The sequence below is a fragment of the Paraburkholderia sp. HP33-1 genome (genome assembly GCF_021390595.1).
Taxonomy (GTDB): Bacteria; Pseudomonadota; Gammaproteobacteria; order Burkholderiales; family Burkholderiaceae; genus Paraburkholderia.
Genome location: NZ_JAJEJR010000002.1, coordinates 384,316 through 407,815, shown reverse-complemented (window position 1 = coordinate 407,815; position 23,500 = coordinate 384,316). Strand labels below are relative to the sequence as shown.

Here is a 23,500-nt window from a genome sequence, read left to right as displayed (position 1 = left end):
CCACTCGCGTCACCGCGAACGGAACCCGCGCACTGATCCGCGCTTTACTTGCGCTTCAATTGCGAAATATCGCGCACCGCGCCGCGATCGGCCGAGGTCGCGAGCGCCGCGTACGCCTGCAATGCCTGCGACACCACACGCTCGCGATTCGTCGGCTGCCATGCGTCGTCGCCGCGTGCTTCCATCGCCGCGCGACGGCGTGCGAGCTCTTCATTCGACACCGCGAGGTGCATCTTGCGCTGCGGAATGTCGATCTCGATCACGTCGCCGTCTTCGACCAGACCGATCGTGCCGCCTTCGGCCGCTTCCGGCGACGCATGGCCGATCACGAGGCCCGACGAGCCGCCCGAGAAGCGGCCATCGGTAAACAGCGCGCAGCTCTTGCCGAGGCCCTTAGACTTCAGGTACGAAGTCGGGTACAGCATTTCCTGCATACCCGGACCGCCCTTCGGACCTTCGTAGCGGATCACCACGACATCACCCGCCACGATCTTGTCGCCGAGAATCGCGTCAACCGCGTCGTCCTGGCTTTCGAACACGCGCGCGCGGCCCGAGAAGATCCACTGCGATTCGTCGACACCCGCGGTCTTCACGATACAGCCCTTCTCCGCGAGGTTGCCGTACAGCACCGCGAGGCCGCCGTCCTTCGAGTACGCGTTCGTCTTGCTGCGGATACAGCCGCTCTTGCGGTCCGTGTCGAGCGTCGCGAAGGTCGCTTCCTGGCTGAACGCGACCGTGGTCGGAATGCCGCCCGGCGCCGCGCGGAAGAACTTCTGCGCTTCCTCGCCCGCGCCGCCGGCGATGTCCCACTTCGCGATCGCATTGCCGAGCGTGCCGCTATGCACGTTGCCGCACGACAGGTCGAGCAGCTCCGCGCGCGCGAGCTCGCCGAGAATACCGATGATGCCGCCCGCGCGATGCACGTCCTCGATGTGGTACTTGTCGGTCATGGGCGCGGCCTTGCACAGGCACGGCACTTTGCGCGAAATGCGGTCGATGTCCGACATCGTGAAATCGACGCCCGCTTCCTGCGCGGCGGCCAGCAGGTGCAGCACGGTGTTCGTCGAGCCGCCCATCGCGACGTCGAGCGTCATCGCGTTTTCGAACGCCTGCTTCGTGGCGATGTTGCGCGGCAGGACCGAGGTGTCTTCTTCCTGGTAGTAACGGCGGCACAGATCGACGACGAGGCTGCCGGCCTGTTCGAACAGGCCCTTGCGCCATGCGTGCGTCGCGACGATCGTACCGTTGCCCGGCAGCGCGAGGCCGATCGCCTCGGTCAGGCAGTTCATCGAGTTCGCGGTGAACATGCCCGAGCACGATCCACAGGTCGGGCACGCGCTGCGCTCGACTTCGGCGACTTCGGCGTCGCTGATCTTCGGATCGGCGGCCTTGATCATCGCGTCGATCAGATCGATCTTCGCGATCACCTGGCCGTCGGTCGGCGCCTTGACCTTGCCCGCTTCCATCGGACCGCCCGACACGAACACGACCGGAATGTTCAGGCGCATCGCGGCCATCAGCATGCCCGGGGTGATCTTGTCGCAGTTGGAGATGCAGACCATCGCGTCCGCGCAATGCGCATTGACCATGTACTCGACCGAGTCGGCGATCAGCTCGCGCGACGGCAGCGAATACAGCATGCCCCCGTGGCCCATCGCGATGCCGTCGTCGACGGCGATCGTGTTGAATTCCTTCGCCACGCCGCCGGCCGCTTCGATCTGCTTCGCGACCAGCGCGCCCAGGTCGCGCAGGTGCACATGGCCCGGTACGAACTGCGTGAACGAGTTCACGACCGCGATGATCGGCTTGCCGAAATCGTCGTCCTTCATGCCGGTCGCGCGCCACAGCGCGCGGGCGCCGGCCATGTTGCGGCCATGAGTCGAAGTGCGTGAGCGATAGTGGGGCATCTGTATCCTCAGGAATGGCTGTTATCGGTTTTGATGAGCGCCCGCGCGGGCGTGGGGATCGCTGGGAACGAATAGTGCAAGAACGCCAGTAAGACGTCCAATATATTTTTTCTGCGTAATTAGGTCGAAAAAGATATTAATGCGTGCCGCGACCGTTGAAGAAAAGGGCCGATGAAGCAATGCTTCATCGGCCCTTTGTGTCTTTACCGCCTCTACCGCTCTTACATCTTCACGACGTCGAGCAGCGTCTTCTTGCCGTCCTTGTAGTCGTACAGCGAGATCACGCCGTGCTGAAGGTCACCCTTCGCGTCAAACGTCGTTTGGCCGGTTACGCCCTTGTAGTCGGTGCCCGACACCTTCGCGAGGACCTTCGCCGGGTCGGTCGAGTTCGCGCGCTTCATCGCGTCGACGACGATATACACCGCGTCGTACGTGAACGGTGCGTCGAATTCGATCGGATGGCCGAAGCGCTTCGCGTACTTCGCCGCGAATTCCGCGCCGCCGTTCATGCGCTCGACCGCCATGCCGGGTTGTGAGCACACCACGTTACCGGCCGCCGGACCGGCGAGGTCCGCGAGGCTTTCGGTGCACACGCCATCGCCGGACAGCAGCTTCGCACGCAGGCCCAGTTGACGCGCCTGCTTCGCCAGCGGACCGCCGGTCGCGTCCATGCCGCCGTACATGATCGCGTCGGGATTCTCGCCCTTGATCTTCGTCAGGATCGCGCGGAAGTCGACGGCCTTGTCGTTGGTCGCGTCGTGCGACACGACCTTCAGGCCGAGCGACTTCGCGGTCTTTTCGAATTCGTTCGCGAGGCCCTGGCCATAGGCGGTCGAATCGTCGACCACGGCCACGGTCTTCACGTTGAGATTCTTCGCGGCGAAGGTGGCGAGCGCCGGGCCTTGTTGCGCATCGGTCGCGACGACGCGGTACGTCGTCTTGAAGCCCTGCAGCGTGTATGCCGGATTGGTCGACGACGGCGAAATCTGCACGATGCCCGCGTCGCTATAGATCTTCGACGCCGGAATCGACGCGCCCGAGTTCAGGTGGCCCACCACCGCGACGACCTTGTCGTCGACGAGCTTCTGCGCGACCTGGGTTGCCTGGCGGGGGTCGCCCGCGTCGTCCTGCGCGTCGAGCACGAGCGTGATCTTCTGCCCGTTGATCGTCAGGCCCTTCGCGTTGATTTCCTCGATCGCGAGGCGCGCGCCGTTTTCATTGTCCTTGCCGAGGTGGGCGGAGCCGCCCGTCAACGGACCCACGTGAGCGATCTTGACCACCTGATCGGCGTTCGCCGTGCCGGCGAAGCCTGCGAATGCGACGACTGCCGCGCTAACCGGCAGCAGTTTGTGAAGCTTGAACGACATACGACACATCTCCTCTTTACTTACCTTGCCAACCGGATGGTTGGAGATTCCTGATACCACTGAGACATTGCCATTCATCCATTCAGGATGAGTAGAAATAGGGCCAATCCGGCAATTCGCCGGGTCCGCCAATTTTGGTGCAGAACGATAACGCAAAATCGCCGCATGCGACAGATTCCCGCGCAATCGGGATCGGCACCGCTGTCGAGTGACGCGGCAAGTGAAAACCGCGACGCTGATTCCAAAGGGCTTTTTCACTAACGGTGGCGCGCATGTCCGGGCCTGTGCCGTGGAATGTCAAAATTCCCTTTGGTTACCCCACAAATGGTGAAAATTCCCAACGTAGGGCAGCAGGTCTAAATCGACCGGGCAGATTGCAAATCTATGCAAGCGGTATGCGGCAATATGCGGCCACAAGGCGACAGTCACCTTTTCGTACGAATGGCCGAACTGCATTCGAAAGCGGGCCGCAGTGACAGAAGATCCGTCGTGCCCGGGCGCACTATCCACGTCCGGCGCCATGTCGCTGATTCTGGATATGAATACGCCACTCAATGGGGTGGTCGCGGTCTCGCTGTCGCCGTTGCGCGAGGCGTTTGCCGTGCTCGGCCATTAGGTGTATGAGCGGCCCTCACATGTACCAAACGAAGAGGCCGCTTTCAGCTACAAATCGGGGATTCAGAGCGCTCGAGTCGGTGGAAACCGTCTGCCGTTTGCGCTCCCCCGGGAACAACGAATCAAGCGTTGCCTTTCCTGTCAGAATCACTCGCGCCGGCCTTGGGCGATACGCCGAAATTGTCAAACAGGATGTGCAGACTGAGAAGGAGAACCCAGAGCGGAAAAACCAGCACGATCCAATCTATGTGGCGGCCAGCAAAGAGCAACGCAAGTGCCGCGGCGTATCCAATAAACGCGATCCAGCGCGAAACAAAGCCGGTGCGAAGAGCAAGCGTACAGGTGGCGATCGTAAATACTGCGGCCATGCGGACCGCGTAGACATTCATGATTTCGTAGGCAACCGCTCGTGCGACGGTGAACGTAGCCGAACCGACAAGTCGATCGAAGTCGATGCCATACGCGATCACAATCCCGCCGACGAACGCGGCAGCGGCAAAAAACATCGCCAGGAACAGGAGGCCGCTCCCCATAAACACCGTGGCAAAGAAGCGATCCTCGTGATCTCCGAGACGATCCCGCAGCACGCCAATGAACCAGAGAAAGGCAATGCCGGCGAACGGCACCAGGCTAACCGCAACAGATACGGTACTCGATTTTTCTCGAAGCCAAGCGCCCGCTTCTGAATGGACAACAGGAACAGATTGCCGCAGCAGCAAAAGGCTCGTAATCAGTAAAACAGAAAATATGATGCCGGCGATGGCGGCACCGCGGGGGGCTCTGAAGCGCGTGCCTGGCTCAATCCGCTGCGGTCGCCAGTCCTTCGTTGACGGATTCATGTTCAGCGTCCTTCGCACCCTGTCGCGATCTTTGCGGGCACTCGGTTCATGCTAGGCCAGGCAGCGGTCAACTGAAAGTATTGGCAGGGATCAATCCAGCAAGCCGTCAAATCAAGCCGACGCGCGATGTCTGTGAGGACGGTTGCCTGCCTTTTTGATTCACGCCGCAGTGCCGATTTCCGTGCCCTTCGGGAAATCGTTGATGGCGTCAGGCACCGAGACGCGGCGCGCCCGAGATGGCTGACGCGATCCTGGATATCCAGCACCTCCGCGTGCGCCACGACACGCAGCAGGCGTATTCCTTAAGCCTGCAATGTTGCTTGCCAGTGTCTCATGTCGGTCGGCGATCGGACGCTCGTCGGCTTCGTCCATGTGGCTCAAGTGGGTCGAACTGAGACGGGCACGGGCCGCGCACGCTCGGATTGCACGCCGCCCGCCCGAAACTTTTCACCGACTGTGTCAGCTGTTTTTCACTTACTTGGCACAGTTTTCACTTTCTGTGGCACCCGACAGCCGCGTCTTTCGCGTCACCGTTCTATCGCTCTCTTCTTCCCGCCCAATGAGCAAGGCGGTAAGAGGGGCGGTTGAACCCTTACGGTCCTGGGACTGCGCTCAGGAAGGCTTGAAATCGGCCAGCATCACGCCCTCGCGGATATGCGCGAGGGCGGCCGCCACATAGTCGACGATCGGTGCCGGCGGATGGTCCGGCTTCGCCCACACGAAGCCCGAGCACTTGTGCGGCTCCATGTTCGCGAGTTCGCCTTGCCATGAGCGGCACGCGAGAAAGAAACTGATGCGATTCGTATCCGAGTCGCGCCGCATCACGAGCTTGAATTCGAGCGCGCCGGGCGCGATCGTCACGCCTGCTTCTTCTTTCGATTCGCGAATCGCGCACTGTTCGATCGATTCGCCCGGTTCGAGATGACCGGCAATCAACGCATACTGGCCGTCCTTGAAACCGGTATTCGCTCGCTGGATGAAAAGGCACTCGCCCTGCCCGTTCAGAAACAGCACGTTGACGTCGACGACGGTTTGCATTCGGCTCATATGTGTGGGCATCCCAAGGGACTATGCGCGTTGCGCGATCAGCAGCTTGACGCCGCGCGCCACCTCAACGCTTCGAGGCCGTCACCAGTTGCAGCGGTGTCTCGATCACCGGCGACAACTCGCGCTGCTTGCGCCGCTCGGTCACGGCTTTCAGCGCGAAGTCGATGCCGAATACCGCTTGACGGTCAGCGAACTGGTTCATCGTCGCGAGCACGCGGCCATCGGCGAGCAGCGGCTTGATCGCATCGATCGCGTTGTAGCCGGTGACGTAGACGCCGCCCTCACGGCCCGCGTCGCGAATCGCGTCGACCGCGCCCATCGCCATGCTGTCGTTGCCGCATAGCAGCGCGCGAAGTTGCGCATGCTCGGCGAGCATCTTCGCGGCCACGTCGCGGCCCTTGCCGTACTCCCAGTTACCCGACTCGACCGCGACGACCTCCACGTTCGCGGCCTCCATCGCGTCGCGGCTGCCGGCCGTGCGCTGCTGCGCATTGCGAGTCACCGGAATACCCTCGATGATGCCGACCTGATCGCCGGGCTTCAGCCGCTTCGCCAGATAATCGCCGACCTGCTTTGCGCCGTTGCGATTATTCGGTCCGACGAAAGGCACCGTGATGCCGGCGGCCGCTTGCGCCGCGTCGTCGAGCGGGTTGTCGATCGTGATCGTGATGATGCCGGCCTTGATCGCGCGCGCGACCACCGGAGTCAGCGCCTTCGAGTCGGTCGGCGCGATCACGATCGCGTTCATCTTCGCCTTGATCATCTCGTCGACCATGCGGATCTGCGCGGCGGTGTCGGTCTGTTTCACCGTGCCCCGAATCGTCAGATTGAATTGCGACGAGAAGTGATTCTGGTAATTGCGCGCGGCGTTGACCATCGCGACCGTGAACGGGTCCGACATCGATTTGAGCACGAGCGCGATCTTCGGCTTCGTGCCGGGCGGCACTTCGGCGCGGGCGACGCTGGCAAACCGCGCGATGCCGCTGAGACCGGTTGCGGCCAGCGCGCCCGCGAGCAGCACGCGGCGGCGCAGGTTCTGCGTCATGGCTTGACTCCTTCGCAGACGTGCCGATCGAACGACGCGACGCTGGCAGCGATTTCGTCGAAGAGCGGCCGGCTGTCGATGTCTTCGCTCAGACAACGCGTCTTCAATGCGGTGAGTTGCGCGGCGACGCGCGGTTCCGTATCGAGCCCATCGACCGCATTGCAACGCTCGAGCAACTCTTCCAGCAGACAGCCATACGCCCTCACTTCGAGCCGCTGCAATGCGACACCAAGCTCGCGATCGCCAACGTCATAAAACGATGCTGCGCCGAAATCGCCGAGCAGCGCGCGCTCCGCGCCGCCGTGCAGGATATTGTGGGCGTAGAGATCGCCATGCATCACGCCACGCCGATGCAGATGACTCGCGGCGTTCGCGATGCCGCTCGCTATACCCAGCACCGTCGCGAGGTCGAAGCTTGCGTCATCGCGATAGATATCGCGCGTGCACGATGCGAGGCTCGGCGGACCGGCGAGACTAGCGAAGCGCGGATCGATCAATCCCATCACGAGGCCGTGCGTGTCCGACGGATGCCCGATCACTTTGCCGAGCACCGGGATCAGGTTCGCATGCTCGCCGCCGCGAATGCAAGCGGCCATTTCGCAGTCGGGCAAACCGTCGCTCGTCACCGCGCCCTTGAACAGCTTGACGGCTACCGCACGCGGCGCAGGCTCGTTTTCCAGCTGCAGCGTCGCGCGATAGATCACGCCCGATGCGCCCATGCCCAACGGCTGTTCGAGCCGCAACGCATCCCAGCGGATGCCGCTGATCGGCGTGTCGCTGAGCGCCGCCTGTTCGAGCGCCGCGTCGAAAGGATTGCCCGCATACGCGAGCCACGAAAGCCGCGGCAGACGCAGCAGCCAACGCGGCAATACGTCGAAACGATTCGCCGCGAGCCGTAGCAATTCGAGCCGCGTGCATGCGGCCAGCTCCTCGGGCAGCGCGCGCAGCCGGTTGCCGGCGAGCATCAGCTTCTGCAGTTGTGTGCAACCGCCAATCTCCGCCGGCAAGCGCTCGATGTCGTTGTCGGTCAGGATCAGCCAACGCAGTCGCGGCGGCAACGCGCGCCCCGGCACTTCGCGGATGCGATTCGCCTTGAAGCCGATCATGCTCAGATGCGCGCATTCGCCGAGTACGGCGGGCAGTTCGGTGAACGGGTTGTCGGACGCGAACAGAATGCGCAGTTTGCGCAGGCGTGGCAGATCGTCGGGCAGCGAAGTCAGTGCATTGTTCGACAGGTCGAGCACTTCGAGCGTGTCGGCGAGATCGAAAATCTCGCGCGGAAATTCGCTCAGGCCGCACGCGAGCTTGAGTTCGCGCGCACCCGCCAGTTGCCCGGCCCGCAGTTGTTCTAAAGTCGTGGTCACAGTCGTGGGAAAGTAGATCGGGTTACGCATACGGCGCGTTGTTCCGAAGCTATCGATTTTACTGAGTCGAAGGCCTTCTGGGGTTCTCTGCGGTACAGTGACGTGAGCGGCGCGATGATCACAATCATCGCGGCCATGTCGAATGCGAATGAGACAGCAATATCCGGAGTGCGTTCAGGCGACGCGAGCCAGACACTATCGGATAACGGCGCAGCCTTCTTGCAGCTTTGCGCCTCCACCCTGTCAGGAGCCTGGAAAGTGACGTACGCATACAAGTTGATCGATTCGCCGGTCGGTCAGTTAAAGCTCGTGGCAAAAGGCGAACGCCTTGCCGCGATTCTGTGGGAGCACGACAAGCCGAACCGCGTGCGACTCGGCGAAATGACCGAAGCGAACGAACTGGCGGTGCTCGTCGAAACGGAGAGGCAATTGCGCGAGTACTTCGCGGGCACGCGGCAGACCTTCGACCTGCCGCTCGACTTTCAGGGCACCGAGTTCCAGAAGCAGGTGTGGCACGCGCTGCTGACCATCCCGTTCGGCCAGACGCGCAGCTATGCGGAGATCGCGCAGCAAATCGGCAACGTCAATGCCGTGCGCGCGGTGGGCGCGGCAAATGGCCGGAATCCGATTTCGATCGTCGCGCCATGTCATCGCGTGATTGGCGCGTCAGGCGAGCTGACGGGATTCGCCGGCGGCCTCGCGAACAAAATGCTGCTGCTTTCGCTGGAAGCGGGGCAGACGTCGCTCGAAGCAGCGGCGGATGACACGCAACGGCACGCTCCAGAGCGGGAAGCGACACAAGCGGCTCAAGACGATGCACCCGCGAAACCGTCGCATCACCTGCCCAGCCGAGGAACGCAAGGTTCGCTGTTCGGTATCTGACGCGAGACGCATGCCGCACTCAGGAACGACTGCCCGATAGCTCCAGCAGCATCGAAGCGGCGGCCGTCGCTGCAACCTGGCAGCCGAGCACGATATGCTCCTCGGCCGTGTCCTCGATAAAGTCGTGACTCACGCCGCCGATGCTCGGCACGAACATCATGCAGGCCGGCATGCAACGCGCGATCACCTGCGCATCGTGCGCGGCGCCGCTCGGCATGCGCAGCCACTGCCCGGGCGCGATCGCTTCGGCGGCTCGCGCGATGTGCTCCGCGAGCGTGGCGTCCATGCTGACGGGCTCGATCGGCTGGTCGATGGTCTGCAATTCGACGCTCACCGCGCTGTTTGCGTTGAAGTCGCGCACCAGCCCGGCGAGCGCCTGTCCCATTGCCAGAAGCCGCGCCGGGTTCGCGTCGCGGAATTGCAGGTACATGTCGGCCGCGCCCGGCACGACGCTCATCGCGCCCGGGTCGAGATCGATGCGGCCCACGGTCCAGACGGTATCGGCGTCAGCCAGCTTCGCGAACGCGTCGTTCATCCGCCCGATGAACGCGACCAGCGCCGCGCCCGCATCGCGGCGGATCGCCATTGGCGTCGTGCCCGCGTGATTGCGCTGCCCCGTGAAGCGCAGCCGCGATTCGCGCAGCCCGACGATCGTCGTGACGACACCGATCGCTTTGCCGATCGCTTCGAGCCGCCCGCCCTGCTCGATATGCGGCTCCAGATACGCGAGCTGGCGCCCCGCCTCGAATCGCGCGCGCGGCCTTCCCGCGAGTCCCGCGGCATCGAGCACGTCGGTGAGACGCTCGCCCTGCCGGTTCGTCGCGCCGCGAATCGATTCGTCGACCGCCTCGCCGGCGAAGCTGCGGCTACCGAGCAGGCCCGAGAACGTGCCCTCCTCGTCGATCCACGACGCGACGTCGACGGCGAGATGCCGCGTCGCCTCGTTCTCTGCGAGCGCGCGGGCGATTTCGAGCCCGTACATCACGCCCATCGCGCCATCGAGCCAGCCGCCGGTCGGCTGCGTGTCCGTATGCGAGCCGATCACGAGCGCGGGACCGCGATTGCGCGAGCGTCCGAACACGGTGCCCACGCCGTCGATGCGTGCGTCGAGCCCCGCCTCCGTCATCCTGCCGACCAGCCATTCGCGCGCCGCCAGATCGACCGGCGACAACGCCAGCCGGACCACGCCGGGCCCCGTCGCGCCAAAACTGCGCAGCCGTTTGAGGTCGGCCATCAGCCGGTCGGGATCGATCTTCACCACGTTGTCATCTCCTTGAATGGATTGCCGATGCCGCCGCGCGAAAATCGCCCGGCGACATATCTTAAGCATGCCTGAGCGTCAGATCGCGCTGGTTCCATCGTGTGCGCCCGCATGATAGCTGCGCCTGGCGACACCGTCATGAGCCTGCTGCCAGCGCATCAATGGGGCGCGGTCGCGAGCGGCGCCAGCAATTCCTCGGCTCTGGACAGGAACAGCTTCAACACCGGCGACGCGTTCGAGCGGCTGTACCCGATCACGAGATCGACGCTCGGCGCGTCGCCTGCGAGCGGCCGGCTCACCACCGACCACGGCAGCAGGTTGCGCGCGTACTCCGGCATCAGCGCGAGCCCGCGCGTCGACGCGACGAGCGACATCGCCATCGCGAGATTGTCGACACCATGTTCGACGGACACGTGCACACCGCTCTCGCGCAGGTAACGCTCGATCACGTCGTGCAGCACGCGCGCCTTGTTCGACGCCATGATGAACGGTTCGCCGACGAAATCGCGCGGACTGATCGCCGTACGCTCGGCGAGCGGATGGTCGCTTGGCATCAGCACGATCAGCTTCTCGCTGCTGACCACGCGGTAGTCGAGATCGAAGCCCGGCTCGGCCCGCAGAAACGCGAGGTCGAGCTTGCCTCGCGCGAGCGCATCGGCGAGGTCCGGCGAATAGTGGCTCGACACCGTGACGTCGGTGTTTGGCAGCTCGTCGCGCAGCAGTTGCATTGCGCGAGGCAGCCACGTCATTTCCTGGCCGGTCAGAAAGCCGAGCGCGAACACCTGACGCGCCGGCCGCGCGGCACGGCGCGCGGCCTCGATGGCGGCATCGACCTGGGTCAGCGCGAGCCGCGCGTGATCGAGAAAGGCCTTGCCCGCCGCGGTCAGTTCGACGCCGCGCGCGCTGCGGCTGAACAGTTCGGCACCGACCTCGTCTTCGAGATCGCGAATCTGCCGGCTCAGCGACGGCTGCGACGTGAACAGGCGCTGCTGCGCGGCCACGGTCAGACTGCCCGTTTCGGCCACGGCCAAGAAATACCGCAGATGTCGAAGCTCCATGCGCCTCCTCGTGAGTCATGCCTGGCAGGCATGCCCATGAGCCTACAAAGTCTTTTTCCAGCGCGCAAGACCTCACTACATTACGACTCATGCAGCGGCGCATCAGATTTCAGATACCGCCCGCTCCATGCCTCTCATCTATAGCGCAAAGGAACCGGACATGAACTCCCCGACCGTTTCAGACGACGTCGCAGTCGTCCGCCACACCCACCAGACCGCCCCGACCCAATACGTCGAGGCGAACGGCATCCGCTTCGCGTATCGCCGCTTCGGTAAGCCGGGCGGCGTGCCGCTTGTGTTCAACATCCACTTCACCGGCACGATGGATCACTGGGACCCGGCCGTGACCGACGGTGTCGCCGCGGATCGCGAAGTGATCCTGTTCAACAACGCCGGTATTTCAAGCACGTCCGGCGAGGTACCGGAATCGATCGAGGAGATGGCTGCGAATGCCGCCGCGTTCATCAAGGCGCTCGGCTTGACGACCGTCGACGTACTCGGCTTTTCGATGGGCGGCCTGATCGCGCAGACGCTGGCGATCGCTGAACCCGCGCTGGTGCGCCGCGTGATTCTGGTCGGCACCGGCCCACGCAGCGGCGAGGCGATGAACTCGCTGACGCCCGAAGCGCAGGACATTTTCGGCGCGACCTATGCAAACCCCGACGATCTATGGCTGCGCGTGCACTTCTCGCCGTCGGCGGCGAGCCAGGCAGCCGGGCGCCGTTTCCTGCAGCGCTTCCGTCTGCGCAGCGAAGGACGCGATCCCGAGGCCAACGACAAGGTCGCGCCGGCGCAGCTCGCCGCGCTCGCGAAATGGGGCGAGCCGCGCGCCAACCCGTTCGACTACCTGCGCGCGCTGAAGCAGCCGACGCTCGTCGTCAACGGCGATCACGACGTGATCATCTACTCGATCAACTCGTGGATCCTGCAGCAGAACCTGCCGAACGCGCAGTTGATCATCTACCCGGACGCGAACCACGGTTCGCAATATCAGTATCCCGAACGATTCGTCGCGCACGTACGCGAGTTCCTGGGCGAGCGCGACTGATCGACTCCCGCAAACGCACATACATCGAGCACACCCCGTTCACTGATCGCCTTCAAAGGAGCATTGCCATGAACAACCTCAACGGAAAGACCGCGCTCGTCACGGGCGCATCGCGCGGTATCGGCCGCGCCACGGCCCTCGCCCTCGCGCTCGCGGGCGCGCAGGTTCTCGTCCACTACAGCAGCGGCGAGCAGGAAGCGGAGCAGGTCGTCGCCGAAATTCGCGCGGCCGGAGGCAACGCGCAGAAGATCGCCGCGAATCTGCGCGACGCGGACGGCCCGCATGCGCTCGCGAGACAGGTCCGCGCGGTAGTCGGCGAACGGCTCGATATCCTGGTCGCGAACGCGGGCATTGCAAAAGCGGCCACGATCGAAGAAACCAGCGTCGCCGATTTCGACAACCTGTTCGCGGTCAACGTGCGCGCGCCATACTTCCTCGTGCAGCAGCTGCTGCCGGTGCTGCACAAGGGCAGCAGCGTGATCCTGCTGTCGTCGCTCGCGGCGCGCGCGGCCGTCGGCACGCTGCCGGCATATGCAGCGACGAAGGGTGCAGTCGATACACTCGTCAGGCATTTCGCGGCGGCGCTCGGCGAGCGCGGCATTCGTGTCAACGCGGTGGCACCGGGCGTCGTCGAGACCGATATGTCGAGCTTCACGAAGACCGACGCAGGACGCGAACTGACGCTGAGCATGCAGGCGTTGAAGCGGGTCGCGCAACCGGACGATATCGCCGGCGCGGCGGCCTTCCTGGCTTCGGACGCTGCGCGCTGGATTACCGGCGAGACGCTGCACGTCGATGGCGGCTCGAAGCTGTGAGCAGCCAGTTGCGCGCAAAGAAGCATGCCGGGTAAGCCCGAAACACGCTGCATAAGAAAACGGCCGCGCTGCAAAGCGCGGCCGTGTCACGAAAGCGCCACGACGGCGGACACCCTCATGAAGCGGACAAGCCGTCCGCTTCCGCCATTCACCAGCTCACTTCCACAGCGTGCGGCCGAAGAACGTCAGCGTACGATCCCACGCCTGTTGCGCCCAGACCGGATCGTATTGCGTCGCCGCAATGCGGCCCGGCCCGACCGCCTCTTCGTTCGCGAACGCATGACGCGCGAGATAGCGATGAAACTCGATCTCGACCTTCGCGTCGGTCAGTTTCTTTTCGAGCGCGTCGACGGTGTCGGCGGCAAAGAACTCGTCCTGCAGACCCCAGTGACCCATCACCGGCACCTTGATCTTCGACGCGTCGATATAGTCGAGCGGCGGGCAGCCATACCAGACGACGCCGGCCGCCGCTTCGGGCACATTGCACAGCGCGAGCAGCGTCAGCGCGCCGCCCATGCAGTAGCCGGTCACACCGACCTTCGCCGCGTGCTGCTGCAGATACTGGACCGCGCCGCGCACGTCCTGCGTCGCGGCGTCGCCGAAGTCGAGGCCGCTCATCAGATGGTTTGCCTCTTCCTGTTCAACCGTCGACTTGCCGCGATACAGATCGGGCACGAGCGCGAAGTAGCCGGCCTTCGCGAGGCGGTCGGCGACGCCGCGAATCTGGTCATTCAAGCCCCACCATTCCTGAATCACGACGACCGCGGGCGCGCCCGCGGTTTTTTCAGGCTTCGCGAGATAGCCCTGTAGCTGCTTGCCGTCGGGACGGTTGAACGTGATCATCGAACCTGCGTACTGTGTCATCGGTCGCTCCTCATGTGGACGAAACCGTTAGCATAGCGCCACCGCCCCGTCTTCTGTTCTATCGCAGTCGCCTCGCCGCAAGCGCGCTCCCGCTGATTCCGCGCGTTATTTCAATCCAACAATATGAGGATAAACCTACGGAAAAGTTTACTATTCCGTTCGTCGACGAGTGGTTTCACAAAATCGCTTTGCGACGTTATACTCAGCGCCATGCTTTCTGGTTCAACATCCCGATCGAAGAGCTATCGGCGAAACGGGTCATCAATTTTCTGTTGAAAAGCGTCGTTAAAGCGCGCGCAGATCGATCCATGCGTCGCGGCGGCAACCCGAAACCCCCTATTGGCGCCGCTTTGCGGGCCCATGTCTCTCAGGTTCTGGCAATCACCCTCGGATGCCAGAATCTTTAGGCCGACACTTTGTGTCGGCCTTTTTTTATTCGCGACGCCTTGTAATTTCGAACCGCGTGATATTTAACAATTCACGGTGCGCATTAAAAAATGTACGTGACATATATCAATAAAATAGGCATGCACCCACCTGATTTAACACACGCATGTAAGCGCTTTTATCCAATTAGTGGGTTAGTCCGGCTAAATCCATGGCGTATTGCGATGTGCGCTAGAAACGCTCCACCACGCCGAATTGCACGCCGGCAACCGGTGCGCCCGGATAGGCGACCGGTAGCCCGGTGACGTTGACGCCGCGCAGCGTGAAGCTCGAGTCGTCGTGATTCGCGAGATACGCGGCGCTGAAGTACAGCAGCAGCGTGGGCGACATGTTGTATTCGAATGCGGCGCTGAACTGGTCCGCGCTGCCGGCCGGCGTCGTGTAGTCGCGCACGTGCGCATAGCCGAGCGACGCGCGCGCGCTGGTCGAAAAACTGTACTGCGCCGACAGCGAGCCGCCCGCGCCGTGATAGACCGGCGTGCCGCCATCGCCGTTGAAAAAGGACAGCCAGACGCGCAGCTTGCCGAAGGCGTAATTCGCGCCGCCGAGATTCGCGCGCAGCGCACCGGCCCCGTGCGTCTGCTGATGCGCGTATGACAGGCGCAATGCGTCGAGCCGATACGACGTGGTCAAGTAGTAACCGTCGATGCCGTTGCCATCGTGCTCAGACGGATCGCGCGTCGCCATCATCAACGTCGTGCTGAAGCCGGCGATGCGCGGCGACAGATACGCGAGCGCGTTGTTCGCATAAGGCGTGATCTTCGACAGGTTGTTGAGCCCCGAGGCTATCGTGCCGGCGCCGAACGCGTCGAGATCGCCCTTGAACGGAATATAGATCGGCGAGTACTGGCGGCCGAAGCGCAGTTCACCCCAAATGCCGCTCGCACCGATCCATGCCTGCCGATTGAAGATCGAGCCGGGCACCTGCTGGGTGCCGTCGGTCGAGCTGAAGCCGTTTTCGAGCGTGAACACGATCGCGTTGCCGCCGCCGAGCGGCTCCGCGCCATGCAGTCCGACGCGCGAGCCGCGATACGCGCCGGAGTCCATGCGCGGGGTCCAGCCGGAACCGGGGTCGGTGATTTCGAGGCTCGTATCGATCACGCCGTACAGCGAGACGAAGCCGCTGTTGACTCCGTTGGCGACGTCGGTGCTGGTATCGATGTCGGTGGCGGCGGCCGCGCCGTGCGCGTAGAGCAGTAGCGCCGCTCCCCATGCGCACACCGGGATCGTCAGGGCTTCGCGGACTGTGTTGAGCGAGCAAACCGGGGCGTGACGCAGGATGAGGTCCTCCTCAGGCACATCGATCGGATATTGCGCGAGCGAACTTATCACGTTCGGGCCAGCCCGTGCGGCCTGTCCCGTTCGCTGGCGCACATGTGAACGATGCGGTTTTTTTTTGCACGACGGACAGTTTTAACTAAGGGAAAACCCGTATAATCCATCAAGAGGTCAGACAACTTGCGTAAAATCGCGATGATCCTGACCGCGAGCCGCCGTGCAGCGTCCAACCCGAACCGCCTTCCGCCCGATCCGTGAATTCCACCGCCTCCGCTAGTCCCGCCGTTTCTGCCCTGCCGTTTCGCCACGCGTTGTACGCGATGCTCGGCATCGGCCTCGTCAACATGCTGGTCGCGCTCGACCAGACCGTCGTCAGCACTGCGCTGCCGTCGATCGTCGCGGAGCTGCACGGCTTCGAATATTTCGCGTGGATCGCGAGCGCGTATCTGCTCGCGTCGGTAGTAACGGTGCCGGTGTTCGGGCGGCTCGGCGACTACTTCGGCCGCAAGCGCTTCGTGATCGCCGCGGTGATCACGTTCACGGTCGCGTCGGTGTTCTGCGGCCTCGCCAACAGCATGCTGTTTCTCGCGATGGCGCGCGGGCTGCAAGGCATCGGCGGCGGCATGATGGTCGGCACCGCGTTCGCGTCGATTCCCGATCTGTTCCCTGACCCGCGCACCCGCGTGCGTTGGCAGGTGGTGCTGGCCGCGGCCTACGGCATCGGCACGGCGGCCGGCCCGTCGCTCGGCGGCTGGATGACGGAGCACCTCGGCTGGCGCTCGACGTTTCTCGTCAATCTGCCGGTCGGCGCGGCGGCGCTCTATTTCATCTGGATGCATCTGCCGAATTTCCGGCGGCCGCACGAGGGCGAAGTCAAGATCGACTGGCTCGGCGCGGGGCTCGTCGCGGGCGTGCTCGGCGGCTTGCAGGCGTTTATCGAAGCGGTGCCGAAGAACGGTCTGACGGTGGGCAACCTCGTGCTCGGCGCGTGCGTGATCGCCGGCGCGGTCGCGCTCTATATTTGCGAAAAGCGCGCGACGCATCCGATCCTTCCGCTCGATCTGTTCAAGGACGCGCAGCTCGTCACGCTATTCACGCTCGGCATGCTGTCCGGCTTCGTGATGTTCTCGCTGATTTTCTTCGCGCCGTTGCTGCTGCAAGGCGGCTTCGGCCTGTCGCCGCAGCAGGCCGGCCTGCTCGCGACGCCGATCGCCGCGTGTATCGCGCTCGGCAGTCTGCTCAACACGCGCATCGTGATTCACATGAAGAAGCCGACGCGCATTCTGACGATCGGTTTCGGCCTGCTGATGTTCGCGTCGATCGCGCTCGCGTTCGCGAATCCGGACACGCCGCACCTGCGCATCGTGCTGCCGATGGGCGCGGTCGGCATCGGCCTCGGTTTCATCCTGAACAATCTGAACGTGTTCGGCCAGGAGATCGCCGGACGTGAGCGTTTCGGCATCACGACCGCGCTATTGCAATCGACGCGCATGGTCGGCGGCATGCTCGGCACCAGCATCGTCGCGACCGTCGCGCAGCATCACTATCGCAACGTCGTCACGCGCACGATGAGCGTGCTCGGCGAGCCGGCCGCATCGCAATGGCGGCCGCGTTTCGTCGATCTGCACATCCTGATCGACGACGCGTCGCGCACGCAGCTGATCGCGGATATGAAGACGTCGGGGCTCAATACGCTCGCGCTGATCGACAGCGCGCGCGATGCGCTCGTGCAGTCGATTCATATCGGCGTGTGGCTGACGGCGGTGGCGTCGCTGGCGGCCGCGCTGCTGGTGCAGCGGATCTCGCATGTGGTGTTTCGCAAGAGCTGACCATTCGAATAAAAAAGTTCTTCGCTGATTTGCGGGGAGGCCGCTTGCGGACAGAACAGCTTCGTGTTCCCAGCGGGCCACGCGACGTTGAGGGCCCGGCGCTCAGTTGCCTTTTTAGCGAACATCGCTGGCAATTCGGACTCCAATAGTTACTGAGTTTCAGGCGGCGCTCAACGCTCGAGAGTCGCCAGATGAAACGGAGGTAAGTGTGCGGTGATCGCCTACACTTGCTAATGGCATTCGGGTTCCATCGTCGCACGCCGTCACGCAACGCCAAGGAAACAGGATGCCATCCTGGCAATCGATTCGCGCTCGTCCCGCGTACCGCTGCCCCCAACGGCGAAACTGCGCGTGGGGCGCCTTACCTAGGTCGCGCTAACGAAAAGATCAGCGAGGCAATCGATGAGAGTGAACCAGCCAGCGCGTATGGAGTTGCCCGGGCAAGTCGTACTCGTCTTTCAGGGTGGTGGCGCATTGGGCGCGTATCAGCTGGGTGTCTACCAGGCGATGGACGAAGCGGGCATACAGCCGGATTGGGTGATCGGCACCTCCATTGGCGCGATCAACGCAGCCTTGATCGCCGGGAATCCACCGGAGCGCCGTTATCGACGGCTGGCGGAATTCTGGAACCAGGTGACCGACCGCACCCGCCTGGACGTGCCCGCTGCCTTGCCAGGCTGGGACAAAATCTTTGCAAAATGGATGATCATCGCCGGCGGCATCGAGGGATTCTTCCAGCCCAATCCGGCATCCTGGCTCGGGCCGCTCGCCCGGCTCGGCGTGGATCGAGCGTCGTATTACCTGATTGCGCCGTTGCGCGATACGCTTAGTTCGCTGGTCGACTTCGATCTGCTCAACGCCGGGCATCCGCGACTGACCGTGGGCGCAGTTCACGCCTGCACGGGCGCGATGCGCTACTTCGACTCGCGCGACCAGCGGCTGAATGTCTCGCACATCATGAGCTCGGGCGCGCTGCCGCCCGCGTTTCCGGCAGTGCGGATTGACGGAGAACCGTATTGGGACGGCGGCGTCTATTCCAACACCCCGGTCGAGGTGGTGCTGGATGACAAGCCCCGCAAGAGTTCAGTCATCTTCTCGGTACAGGTGTGGAACCCGATCGGCCCAGAGCCCGAAAGCATATGGCAGATCTCGGAACGGCAAAAGGACATCCAGTACGCCAGTCGCACCGACAGTCACATCGAGCGTCAGCAGCAGATACACCGTCTGCGCCATGTGATCCGCGAACTGGTTAAGCGCTTGCCGGAAGCCGAGCGCGCCTCGTCCGAAGTCCAGGAGCTTGCCGCCTGGGGGTGCCAGACCACCATGCGTATGATCAAACTTGCCGCACCCCGCCTGGGCGGGGACGACCAGTTGAAGGATATCGATTTCACCCCAGCCGGCATTGCTTCCCGACAGCGCGCGGGCTATGAAGCAGCAATGCGGGCCATTGCCGCACACCCATGGGACGCACCGATGGACCCAATAGAAGGATTGACCGTCTACAGCGCGGATGTAGACGTAACCGATAAAAGACGAGTTTGACGCCTGCCCAGATAAGGACCCTGAATGACCGCCCGCGCAAGGAGCCGTCGATATATGGATATGTCGGTAGACCGCTTCGGGTCGCCTTCTGCCGGATGCAGCCGGGGAGATAACGATAGTCCCCGTCGTCGGATCAGCATCGGACCGTGTACAGCCAGAAGCGGCCGTTCGACATCCATTACCGCTGGAATGGAATATGATCTTCACATGTTCCCAAGGCGAGCATTGGAGGCCCCAACACCATGGCTCAACATCGTTCAGTAGGCGGGCTTTTCACTTTGGAGCCGGAGGAAACGGTCACCTGGACCACGACAATCGGCAGCGGGCTCGACGGAGGTGTCGTTGTTCAAGCTCCAAACATCATCGACGATGTGATCGGCAGCGACGTGCTCGTGATCGTCAATCAGGGTGTGATCGCGACCAATAACGGTCTGAATTACACGATTACGATCACCAATCCCGGTCCAAATCCCGTTCCGCATAATTTGAATGTCCAGGACTGGTTCTGAAATGTCGAAAATCACGGTCATCAGCCAAAAAGGCAGATTGGTAGGAACCTGGATACCGCCGCAGAACCCCATATCTGGGGTGCCGGTTTCAGCCCCCGTAGCGGGACCCGATCAGACTCTTCACGAACTCGATATAGAGGACCCGGAATCCTTCGTGCGCCGGAAAGCTCTCCCTGAGTTGCATAGGTTGGTCAGGCAGCGTTTGGGGCTCAAATAAACTGACCGTCCTGCCAGATCCAGTGCGTGTCGATCGCGGTGATCTTGCCGGGCGCCGCGGCCGCGACGTGCGTGAACATCGCGAGCGAAATGTCGAAGTGGGTGTTCGAATGCGAACCCCACGTGAGACCCCATTCGTCATGAAAAACACCCCAAAGGTTGGATCGGTGTCCAACTTTTGGGGTGCAGTTCATCTAGTCAGGGCTTTTTTTAATCGTCAGTTACCCGACGATCATCTCTACACCAACGACTCCGTTATTGTGCTGCAGCTGCAGTCTGGCCCGGCCACGTCTGACCCGAAGGCGACGACGTGCCAATCCCGGGGAAATCGACAAACGCATTCGAGCAATCGACCGTGTAAGTTGAAGGCACTGCATTCGTAGTCGTACCCGTGATGTTCACACGATTAGCCGTCGATTGGAAAATCGGGAGGTTCGTGTTGTTAGCTACGATGTTTGCGTCCGACGAGGTCGTCGCGATGGTATTCGGCGAATCAGCCAGCACGTTGTTCAGCGTCAGACCGAGCGGGAACTGCGGGTTCGTCGTGCCATCTGCCCACGTGTAGCCGTTGTTCGCCTGGAAACCCTGCAGCGTCAGCGCCGTCGAGCCCATGATCTTGATGTCCGTCATTGTGATCGCGGTGAAGTTCGGATACAGCGGAGCAACACTGCCACTAGCGCCACCGTTAGCAGCACCAGCACTCGGAAGAGCCTTCGTCGAGTAGTACGGGGTGTCGAGGATAGCCGTACCAGCGTTACGGATACAGATGTCGTGGTAGTCGATGTTGTTCACTTGACCACCGCGCGCCCAGTCCGACTTGATACGCAGAGCCGTTTCACCACCGTCAAACGAGTTGTCATAGACGTGCATGTTACGCACGTTCGAATTCGTTTCGCTGCCGATCGAGACGCCATGACCATAGTAGATATGGTTGTGAGCGATCACAAAACCGTACTTACGATCCGTAGCCTTGTTGCGGTCACCGTCGATGCCATAGCCTGTCGCTGCGGTCGAAACACCGTCGAACGTACCGTAGATAGGATTGTTATTCGAATCCTTGAACGACGTGAACGACGTGAGAGGGTTGTTCGAACCCTTCGGGCTCACGTTGTCATCGCCTTCGCTGAGGTAGTTGTACGCGATAACCGTGTTCTTCATGTAGCCGTCGAACGTCACGGAGCCAGCAGTCGAGTAGTTGTTCTTACCGCTACCGATCATCAGCTTGTTCAAACCCGGCTTGCTCATCGACGCAGGGTCGATACCATCGGTGTTCTTCGCCGTCGTGATAGTCGGGAGCATACCCAGGTAGTTCGGGTTCCCGTTACCAGCTGGGTTAGCCGTTGCCGAAAGCGACGGGGTCTGAATCTTCGCACCCCAGACGGTCAGACCATCAACACCTTGCGGCACGAGGTGATAGTTCGCGCTGTTGTTCATCGTCACGCCAGCAACCGTCAGGTTCTTGACATACGAGAACACCATCATTTTGAAAACAGACTGCGAACCAACGCCAGTCTCGCCGTTTTCGACCATGTTGCCGAGCCATGCCAGATCCCACCACGACATGTGGCGAGCATCAGACGTCAGGTCGACAGTCGTGCCGCCGTCATCACACGGGGTGCCGTTCGTTGCTTGCTGACCCAGGTTGTACGAGTAGTACGTGTTCGTACACGTCAAGTCGGCGCGCATCAGCGGATACAGAGCGTCCGTCGAAACGATTTCCGAAGCACCACGGCTGTCGATGTTACCGCCACCCATAACTGCCGAGTTCACGAGGTATTCACCGCTGATCAGCGCAGCACAGTTCGACGACGAACCGCTCGACATGTTAGACGACGAGCTTGCGTTCGCGACATTCGACGGCGTTGCTACGTTCGCGCAGTACTTGCCAACCGAAGGCTGAGCAACAGTAGGGGCTGTCGGCAGGCCTGCTGCCAGCGTGCCATTCTTGTATGGCAAGCCAGGCATATAGGCCATCACGTCACGCGTAGCGTACATGGTGACCCCGGTGTCGATCACGAGCGTGACGCCAGACGGCAGCGTGAGCGGGCCTGTGATGAACGAGTTACCTGCCCCGTTGTTCGAAGCGTGCAACACGACTGCGAACTTGTCTGCGTGGAACTGCGATGCATTCAACGTCTGAGCCGACGAACCAGCAGGGATAACAGCATTCGACGCCGAGACTGCGGGCTCTGCTGCTGCGTCCGAAGCGTCTTGAGTAGCAATTGCCGCCCCGACCTTGCTGTCTACGTATGCACCGCACGCGTCGAGAGCAGCTTGAATACGCGCCTGGTCAGGGTTGTACCCGGCAACAGTTTCGCTGACACCGCTAGCCAGCGAAGCTGCAGCCACTGCAGTCTTGCCATCGTCCATTTCAGGGGTCAACGAACCATCCGGTTGACGCACGAGGTAATTGCTGGCGTACAGGTCACCACCAGCACAAGTCTGTGCTGCAGTCGGCAACTGGGGAGCAGCAGGCAAATCTGCATCGCTTGTCGTGACGCCTACCTTGTAGATTGCAGGTGCCGGGGCTGACGCTGCAGCAGGCGCGGCAGCCGTCGAATTCGAATTACTGCCACCACAAGCGGCTGTAAGCACAGCGACTGTGCTTACAAGCGCTGTCAGGCGCATGGACGTCAAAGTCATTACTTTTCCTTTCTAGTTGAAACCTTTTGGTGTTGTACAACCGCGCCTATAGGTCTTACAAGAATGCTTCAGCTAAAACATCTTGGTGACATATCACGAGATGTCTTACAAATTACATGAATTCGTTACAAGAATGCAAATTGTTCAGAGTAAGTGTTTCTATCTATTAACTTACGCGGCGCAATGAGCGTGAATCTCCTGCTGACACGTTTTCGCGGGCACGACGTGGGCTTTGGAGAGCAGCGCCTGAAGACCGTTGATCTTCTGCTGGTTCTCGACGAGCAGCGTCTGACATTGGGCTTCCACGCGGTCCAGTCCCTGATGATCCAAAATCGTACGGATGACGGCCTCCCCTTCACTGCACCTACGGCGGCAGGCCAGCACGCAAATGCGGAGCTTTGGGCTGACCGAATTCAAGACATGTCCGTGACGATCGACAACAAACCTGTCACCAACATCAAGGCGTATCAGGTCGCTACCCGCCAATTCTCATTTACCGTAGGGGGACCGCACGCCACCCTTTTTACAGGTCCGGAGACGCGCTAATACGATGTTTCCGTTTAGCGCTCAATCTTCGCTTCTGGTCTGCTACGAAATTCAAAGGGCTTTAATAGGTAGCGGCGCACGCAGGAACAAAGTGCTTGACGCCAGTCGGTCGCGATCATGTTGGTCGCCGTCGGCAGGCCGGTCGCGCGGCGGAACTAGGCCATCACTTCGCGGCCCGAGTAGCCGTTCTCCGCGCCGCACGGATCTTCCGCGTACGCGAGCACGTCGTGCTTGCCACGGGCAAGAGTTGAGTATTCGAATCAACGCGAATCGACGCGAATAAAAACACTCCCCGATCCGGATGAGAGAACGGGGAGCAAATGGGTTGGACGAAGAGACCTGACGCCGTCTCATCAGGCTCTTTGCCGCATCCCAAGG

Annotated in this window: 19 protein-coding genes and 2 pseudogenes; 8 read left to right on the top strand and 13 right to left on the bottom strand. The window is 62.0% G+C overall.

The features are described from left to right. Positions 1 to 44: 44 nt before the first annotated feature. The 6 genes from ilvD to L0U81_RS17815 form a co-directional block, all read right to left on the bottom strand. Positions 45 to 1,907: a dihydroxy-acid dehydratase gene (ilvD, locus tag L0U81_RS17840; RefSeq protein WP_233804865.1), complete on the bottom strand. Its 1,863-nt coding sequence runs from the start codon at positions 1,905 to 1,907 to the stop codon at positions 45 to 47. A gap of 221 nt (positions 1,908 to 2,128) precedes the next feature. Further along, positions 2,129 to 3,274, bottom strand: coding sequence for a branched-chain amino acid ABC transporter substrate-binding protein (locus L0U81_RS17835; RefSeq protein ID WP_233804864.1), 1,146 nt, complete (start codon positions 3,272 to 3,274; stop codon positions 2,129 to 2,131). Between the two features lie 737 nt (positions 3,275 to 4,011). Then, positions 4,012 to 4,728, bottom strand: a complete 717-nt coding sequence (locus L0U81_RS17830) for a hypothetical protein (RefSeq protein WP_233804863.1) — start codon at positions 4,726 to 4,728, stop codon at positions 4,012 to 4,014. A 612-nt stretch (positions 4,729 to 5,340) separates the two neighbouring features. Then, a complete protein-coding gene (locus L0U81_RS17825) occupies positions 5,341 to 5,766 on the bottom strand; it encodes an NUDIX hydrolase (RefSeq protein ID WP_233804862.1) in 426 nt (141 codons plus the stop codon). 73 nt (positions 5,767 to 5,839) lie between these two features. Further along, entirely contained in the window at positions 5,840 to 6,820 is a 981-nt protein-coding gene (locus tag L0U81_RS17820; protein ID WP_233804861.1) for a substrate-binding domain-containing protein, read from the bottom strand. After that, a complete protein-coding gene (locus L0U81_RS17815) occupies positions 6,817 to 8,184 on the bottom strand; it encodes a leucine-rich repeat-containing protein kinase family protein (RefSeq protein ID WP_233807812.1) in 1,368 nt (455 codons plus the stop codon). The genes L0U81_RS17820 and L0U81_RS17815 overlap by 4 nt, the downstream gene beginning before the upstream one ends. Positions 8,185 to 8,442: 258 nt before the next feature. On the opposite strand from L0U81_RS17815, the gene L0U81_RS17810 reads away from it, so the two are divergent. After that, positions 8,443 to 9,066 (top strand): methylated-DNA--[protein]-cysteine S-methyltransferase, encoded by a 624-nt coding sequence (locus L0U81_RS17810; RefSeq protein ID WP_233804860.1) that lies wholly within the window; start codon positions 8,443 to 8,445, stop codon positions 9,064 to 9,066. A gap of 19 nt (positions 9,067 to 9,085) precedes the next feature. Here the strand turns inward: L0U81_RS17810 and L0U81_RS17805 are convergent, their stop codons facing one another. Together L0U81_RS17805 and L0U81_RS17800 are read right to left on the bottom strand one after the other, a co-directional pair. Next, on the bottom strand, positions 9,086 to 10,327 hold the full coding sequence (locus L0U81_RS17805) for a Zn-dependent hydrolase (RefSeq protein WP_233804859.1): 1,242 nt from the start codon (positions 10,325 to 10,327) through the stop codon (positions 9,086 to 9,088). A 158-nt stretch (positions 10,328 to 10,485) separates the two neighbouring features. Beyond that, a complete protein-coding gene (locus tag L0U81_RS17800) occupies positions 10,486 to 11,385 on the bottom strand; it encodes a LysR family transcriptional regulator (protein WP_233804858.1) in 900 nt (299 codons plus the stop codon). Between the two features lie 160 nt (positions 11,386 to 11,545). Between L0U81_RS17800 and L0U81_RS17795 the strand changes: the two genes are divergently transcribed. Next, positions 11,546 to 12,433, top strand: coding sequence for an alpha/beta fold hydrolase (locus tag L0U81_RS17795; protein WP_233804857.1), 888 nt, complete (start codon positions 11,546 to 11,548; stop codon positions 12,431 to 12,433). A 68-nt stretch (positions 12,434 to 12,501) separates the two neighbouring features. Next, positions 12,502 to 13,248 (top strand): SDR family NAD(P)-dependent oxidoreductase, encoded by a 747-nt coding sequence (locus tag L0U81_RS17790; RefSeq protein WP_233804856.1) that lies wholly within the window; start codon positions 12,502 to 12,504, stop codon positions 13,246 to 13,248. A gap of 156 nt (positions 13,249 to 13,404) precedes the next feature. Here L0U81_RS17790 and L0U81_RS17785 read toward each other — a convergent pair whose 3' ends face one another. After that, the gene (locus L0U81_RS17785) at positions 13,405 to 14,112 is read right to left on the bottom strand and encodes a dienelactone hydrolase family protein (RefSeq protein ID WP_233804855.1); all 708 of its coding nucleotides are present in this window, start codon (positions 14,110 to 14,112) and stop codon (positions 13,405 to 13,407) included. Between the two features lie 14 nt (positions 14,113 to 14,126). Between L0U81_RS17785 and L0U81_RS17780 the strand changes: the two genes are divergently transcribed. Next, entirely contained in the window at positions 14,127 to 14,519 is a 393-nt protein-coding gene (locus L0U81_RS17780; protein WP_233804854.1) for a hypothetical protein, read from the top strand. A 211-nt stretch (positions 14,520 to 14,730) separates the two neighbouring features. Here the strand turns inward: L0U81_RS17780 and L0U81_RS17775 are convergent, their stop codons facing one another. Beyond that, entirely contained in the window at positions 14,731 to 15,891 is a 1,161-nt protein-coding gene (locus L0U81_RS17775; RefSeq protein WP_233804853.1) for a porin, read from the bottom strand. Between the two features lie 266 nt (positions 15,892 to 16,157). Between L0U81_RS17775 and L0U81_RS17770 the strand changes: the two genes are divergently transcribed. The 3 genes from L0U81_RS17770 (at position 16,158) to L0U81_RS17755 (ending at position 19,717) form a co-directional block, all read left to right on the top strand. Further along, positions 16,158 to 17,666, top strand: a complete 1,509-nt coding sequence (locus L0U81_RS17770) for an MFS transporter (protein WP_233807810.1) — start codon at positions 16,158 to 16,160, stop codon at positions 17,664 to 17,666. Between the two features lie 402 nt (positions 17,667 to 18,068). Further along, on the top strand, positions 18,069 to 19,208 hold the full coding sequence (locus L0U81_RS17760) for a patatin-like phospholipase family protein (protein WP_233804852.1): 1,140 nt from the start codon (positions 18,069 to 18,071) through the stop codon (positions 19,206 to 19,208). Positions 19,209 to 19,450: 242 nt separating this feature from the next. Further along, entirely contained in the window at positions 19,451 to 19,717 is a 267-nt protein-coding gene (locus L0U81_RS17755; protein ID WP_233804851.1) for a hypothetical protein, read from the top strand. 212 nt (positions 19,718 to 19,929) lie between these two features. Here the strand turns inward: L0U81_RS17755 and gudD (L0U81_RS17750) are convergent. Together gudD (L0U81_RS17750) and L0U81_RS17745 are read right to left on the bottom strand one after the other, a co-directional pair. Continuing rightward, positions 19,930 to 20,073, bottom strand: a pseudogene (gene gudD / locus L0U81_RS17750) (glucarate dehydratase); the annotation flags it as partial. 115 nt (positions 20,074 to 20,188) lie between these two features. Beyond that, positions 20,189 to 22,576, bottom strand: a complete 2,388-nt coding sequence (locus L0U81_RS17745) for a glycosyl hydrolase family 28 protein (protein WP_233804850.1) — start codon at positions 22,574 to 22,576, stop codon at positions 20,189 to 20,191. A 183-nt stretch (positions 22,577 to 22,759) separates the two neighbouring features. On the opposite strand from L0U81_RS17745, the gene L0U81_RS17740 reads away from it, so the two are divergent. Then, positions 22,760 to 23,122, top strand: a complete 363-nt coding sequence (locus L0U81_RS17740; protein ID WP_233804849.1) for a hypothetical protein — start codon at positions 22,760 to 22,762, stop codon at positions 23,120 to 23,122. A 95-nt stretch (positions 23,123 to 23,217) separates the two neighbouring features. Here the strand turns inward: L0U81_RS17740 and gudD (L0U81_RS17735) are convergent. Beyond that, a pseudogene (gene gudD, locus L0U81_RS17735) lies at positions 23,218 to 23,367 on the bottom strand (glucarate dehydratase); the annotation flags it as partial. Positions 23,368 to 23,500: the final 133 nt, after the last annotated feature.

Coding starts and splice junctions, on each gene's coding strand:
- ilvD (WP_233804865.1), bottom strand. CDS start 1,907: ATGCCCCACTATCGCTCACGCACTTCGACTCATGGCCGCAACATGGCC.
- L0U81_RS17835 (WP_233804864.1), bottom strand. CDS start 3,274: ATGTCGTTCAAGCTTCACAAACTGCTGCCGGTTAGCGCGGCAGTCGTC.
- L0U81_RS17830 (WP_233804863.1), bottom strand. CDS start 4,728: ATGAATCCGTCAACGAAGGACTGGCGACCGCAGCGGATTGAGCCAGGC.
- L0U81_RS17825 (WP_233804862.1), bottom strand. CDS start 5,766: ATGCAAACCGTCGTCGACGTCAACGTGCTGTTTCTGAACGGGCAGGGC.
- L0U81_RS17820 (WP_233804861.1), bottom strand. CDS start 6,820: ATGACGCAGAACCTGCGCCGCCGCGTGCTGCTCGCGGGCGCGCTGGCC.
- L0U81_RS17800 (WP_233804858.1), bottom strand. CDS start 11,385: ATGGAGCTTCGACATCTGCGGTATTTCTTGGCCGTGGCCGAAACGGGC.
- L0U81_RS17795 (WP_233804857.1), top strand. CDS start 11,546: ATGAACTCCCCGACCGTTTCAGACGACGTCGCAGTCGTCCGCCACACC.
- L0U81_RS17790 (WP_233804856.1), top strand. CDS start 12,502: ATGAACAACCTCAACGGAAAGACCGCGCTCGTCACGGGCGCATCGCGC.
- L0U81_RS17785 (WP_233804855.1), bottom strand. CDS start 14,112: ATGACACAGTACGCAGGTTCGATGATCACGTTCAACCGTCCCGACGGC.
- L0U81_RS17770 (WP_233807810.1), top strand. CDS start 16,158: ATGCTCGGCATCGGCCTCGTCAACATGCTGGTCGCGCTCGACCAGACC.
- L0U81_RS17760 (WP_233804852.1), top strand. CDS start 18,069: ATGAGAGTGAACCAGCCAGCGCGTATGGAGTTGCCCGGGCAAGTCGTA.
- L0U81_RS17755 (WP_233804851.1), top strand. CDS start 19,451: ATGGCTCAACATCGTTCAGTAGGCGGGCTTTTCACTTTGGAGCCGGAG.
- L0U81_RS17745 (WP_233804850.1), bottom strand. CDS start 22,576: ATGACTTTGACGTCCATGCGCCTGACAGCGCTTGTAAGCACAGTCGCT.
- L0U81_RS17740 (WP_233804849.1), top strand. CDS start 22,760: ATGAGCGTGAATCTCCTGCTGACACGTTTTCGCGGGCACGACGTGGGC.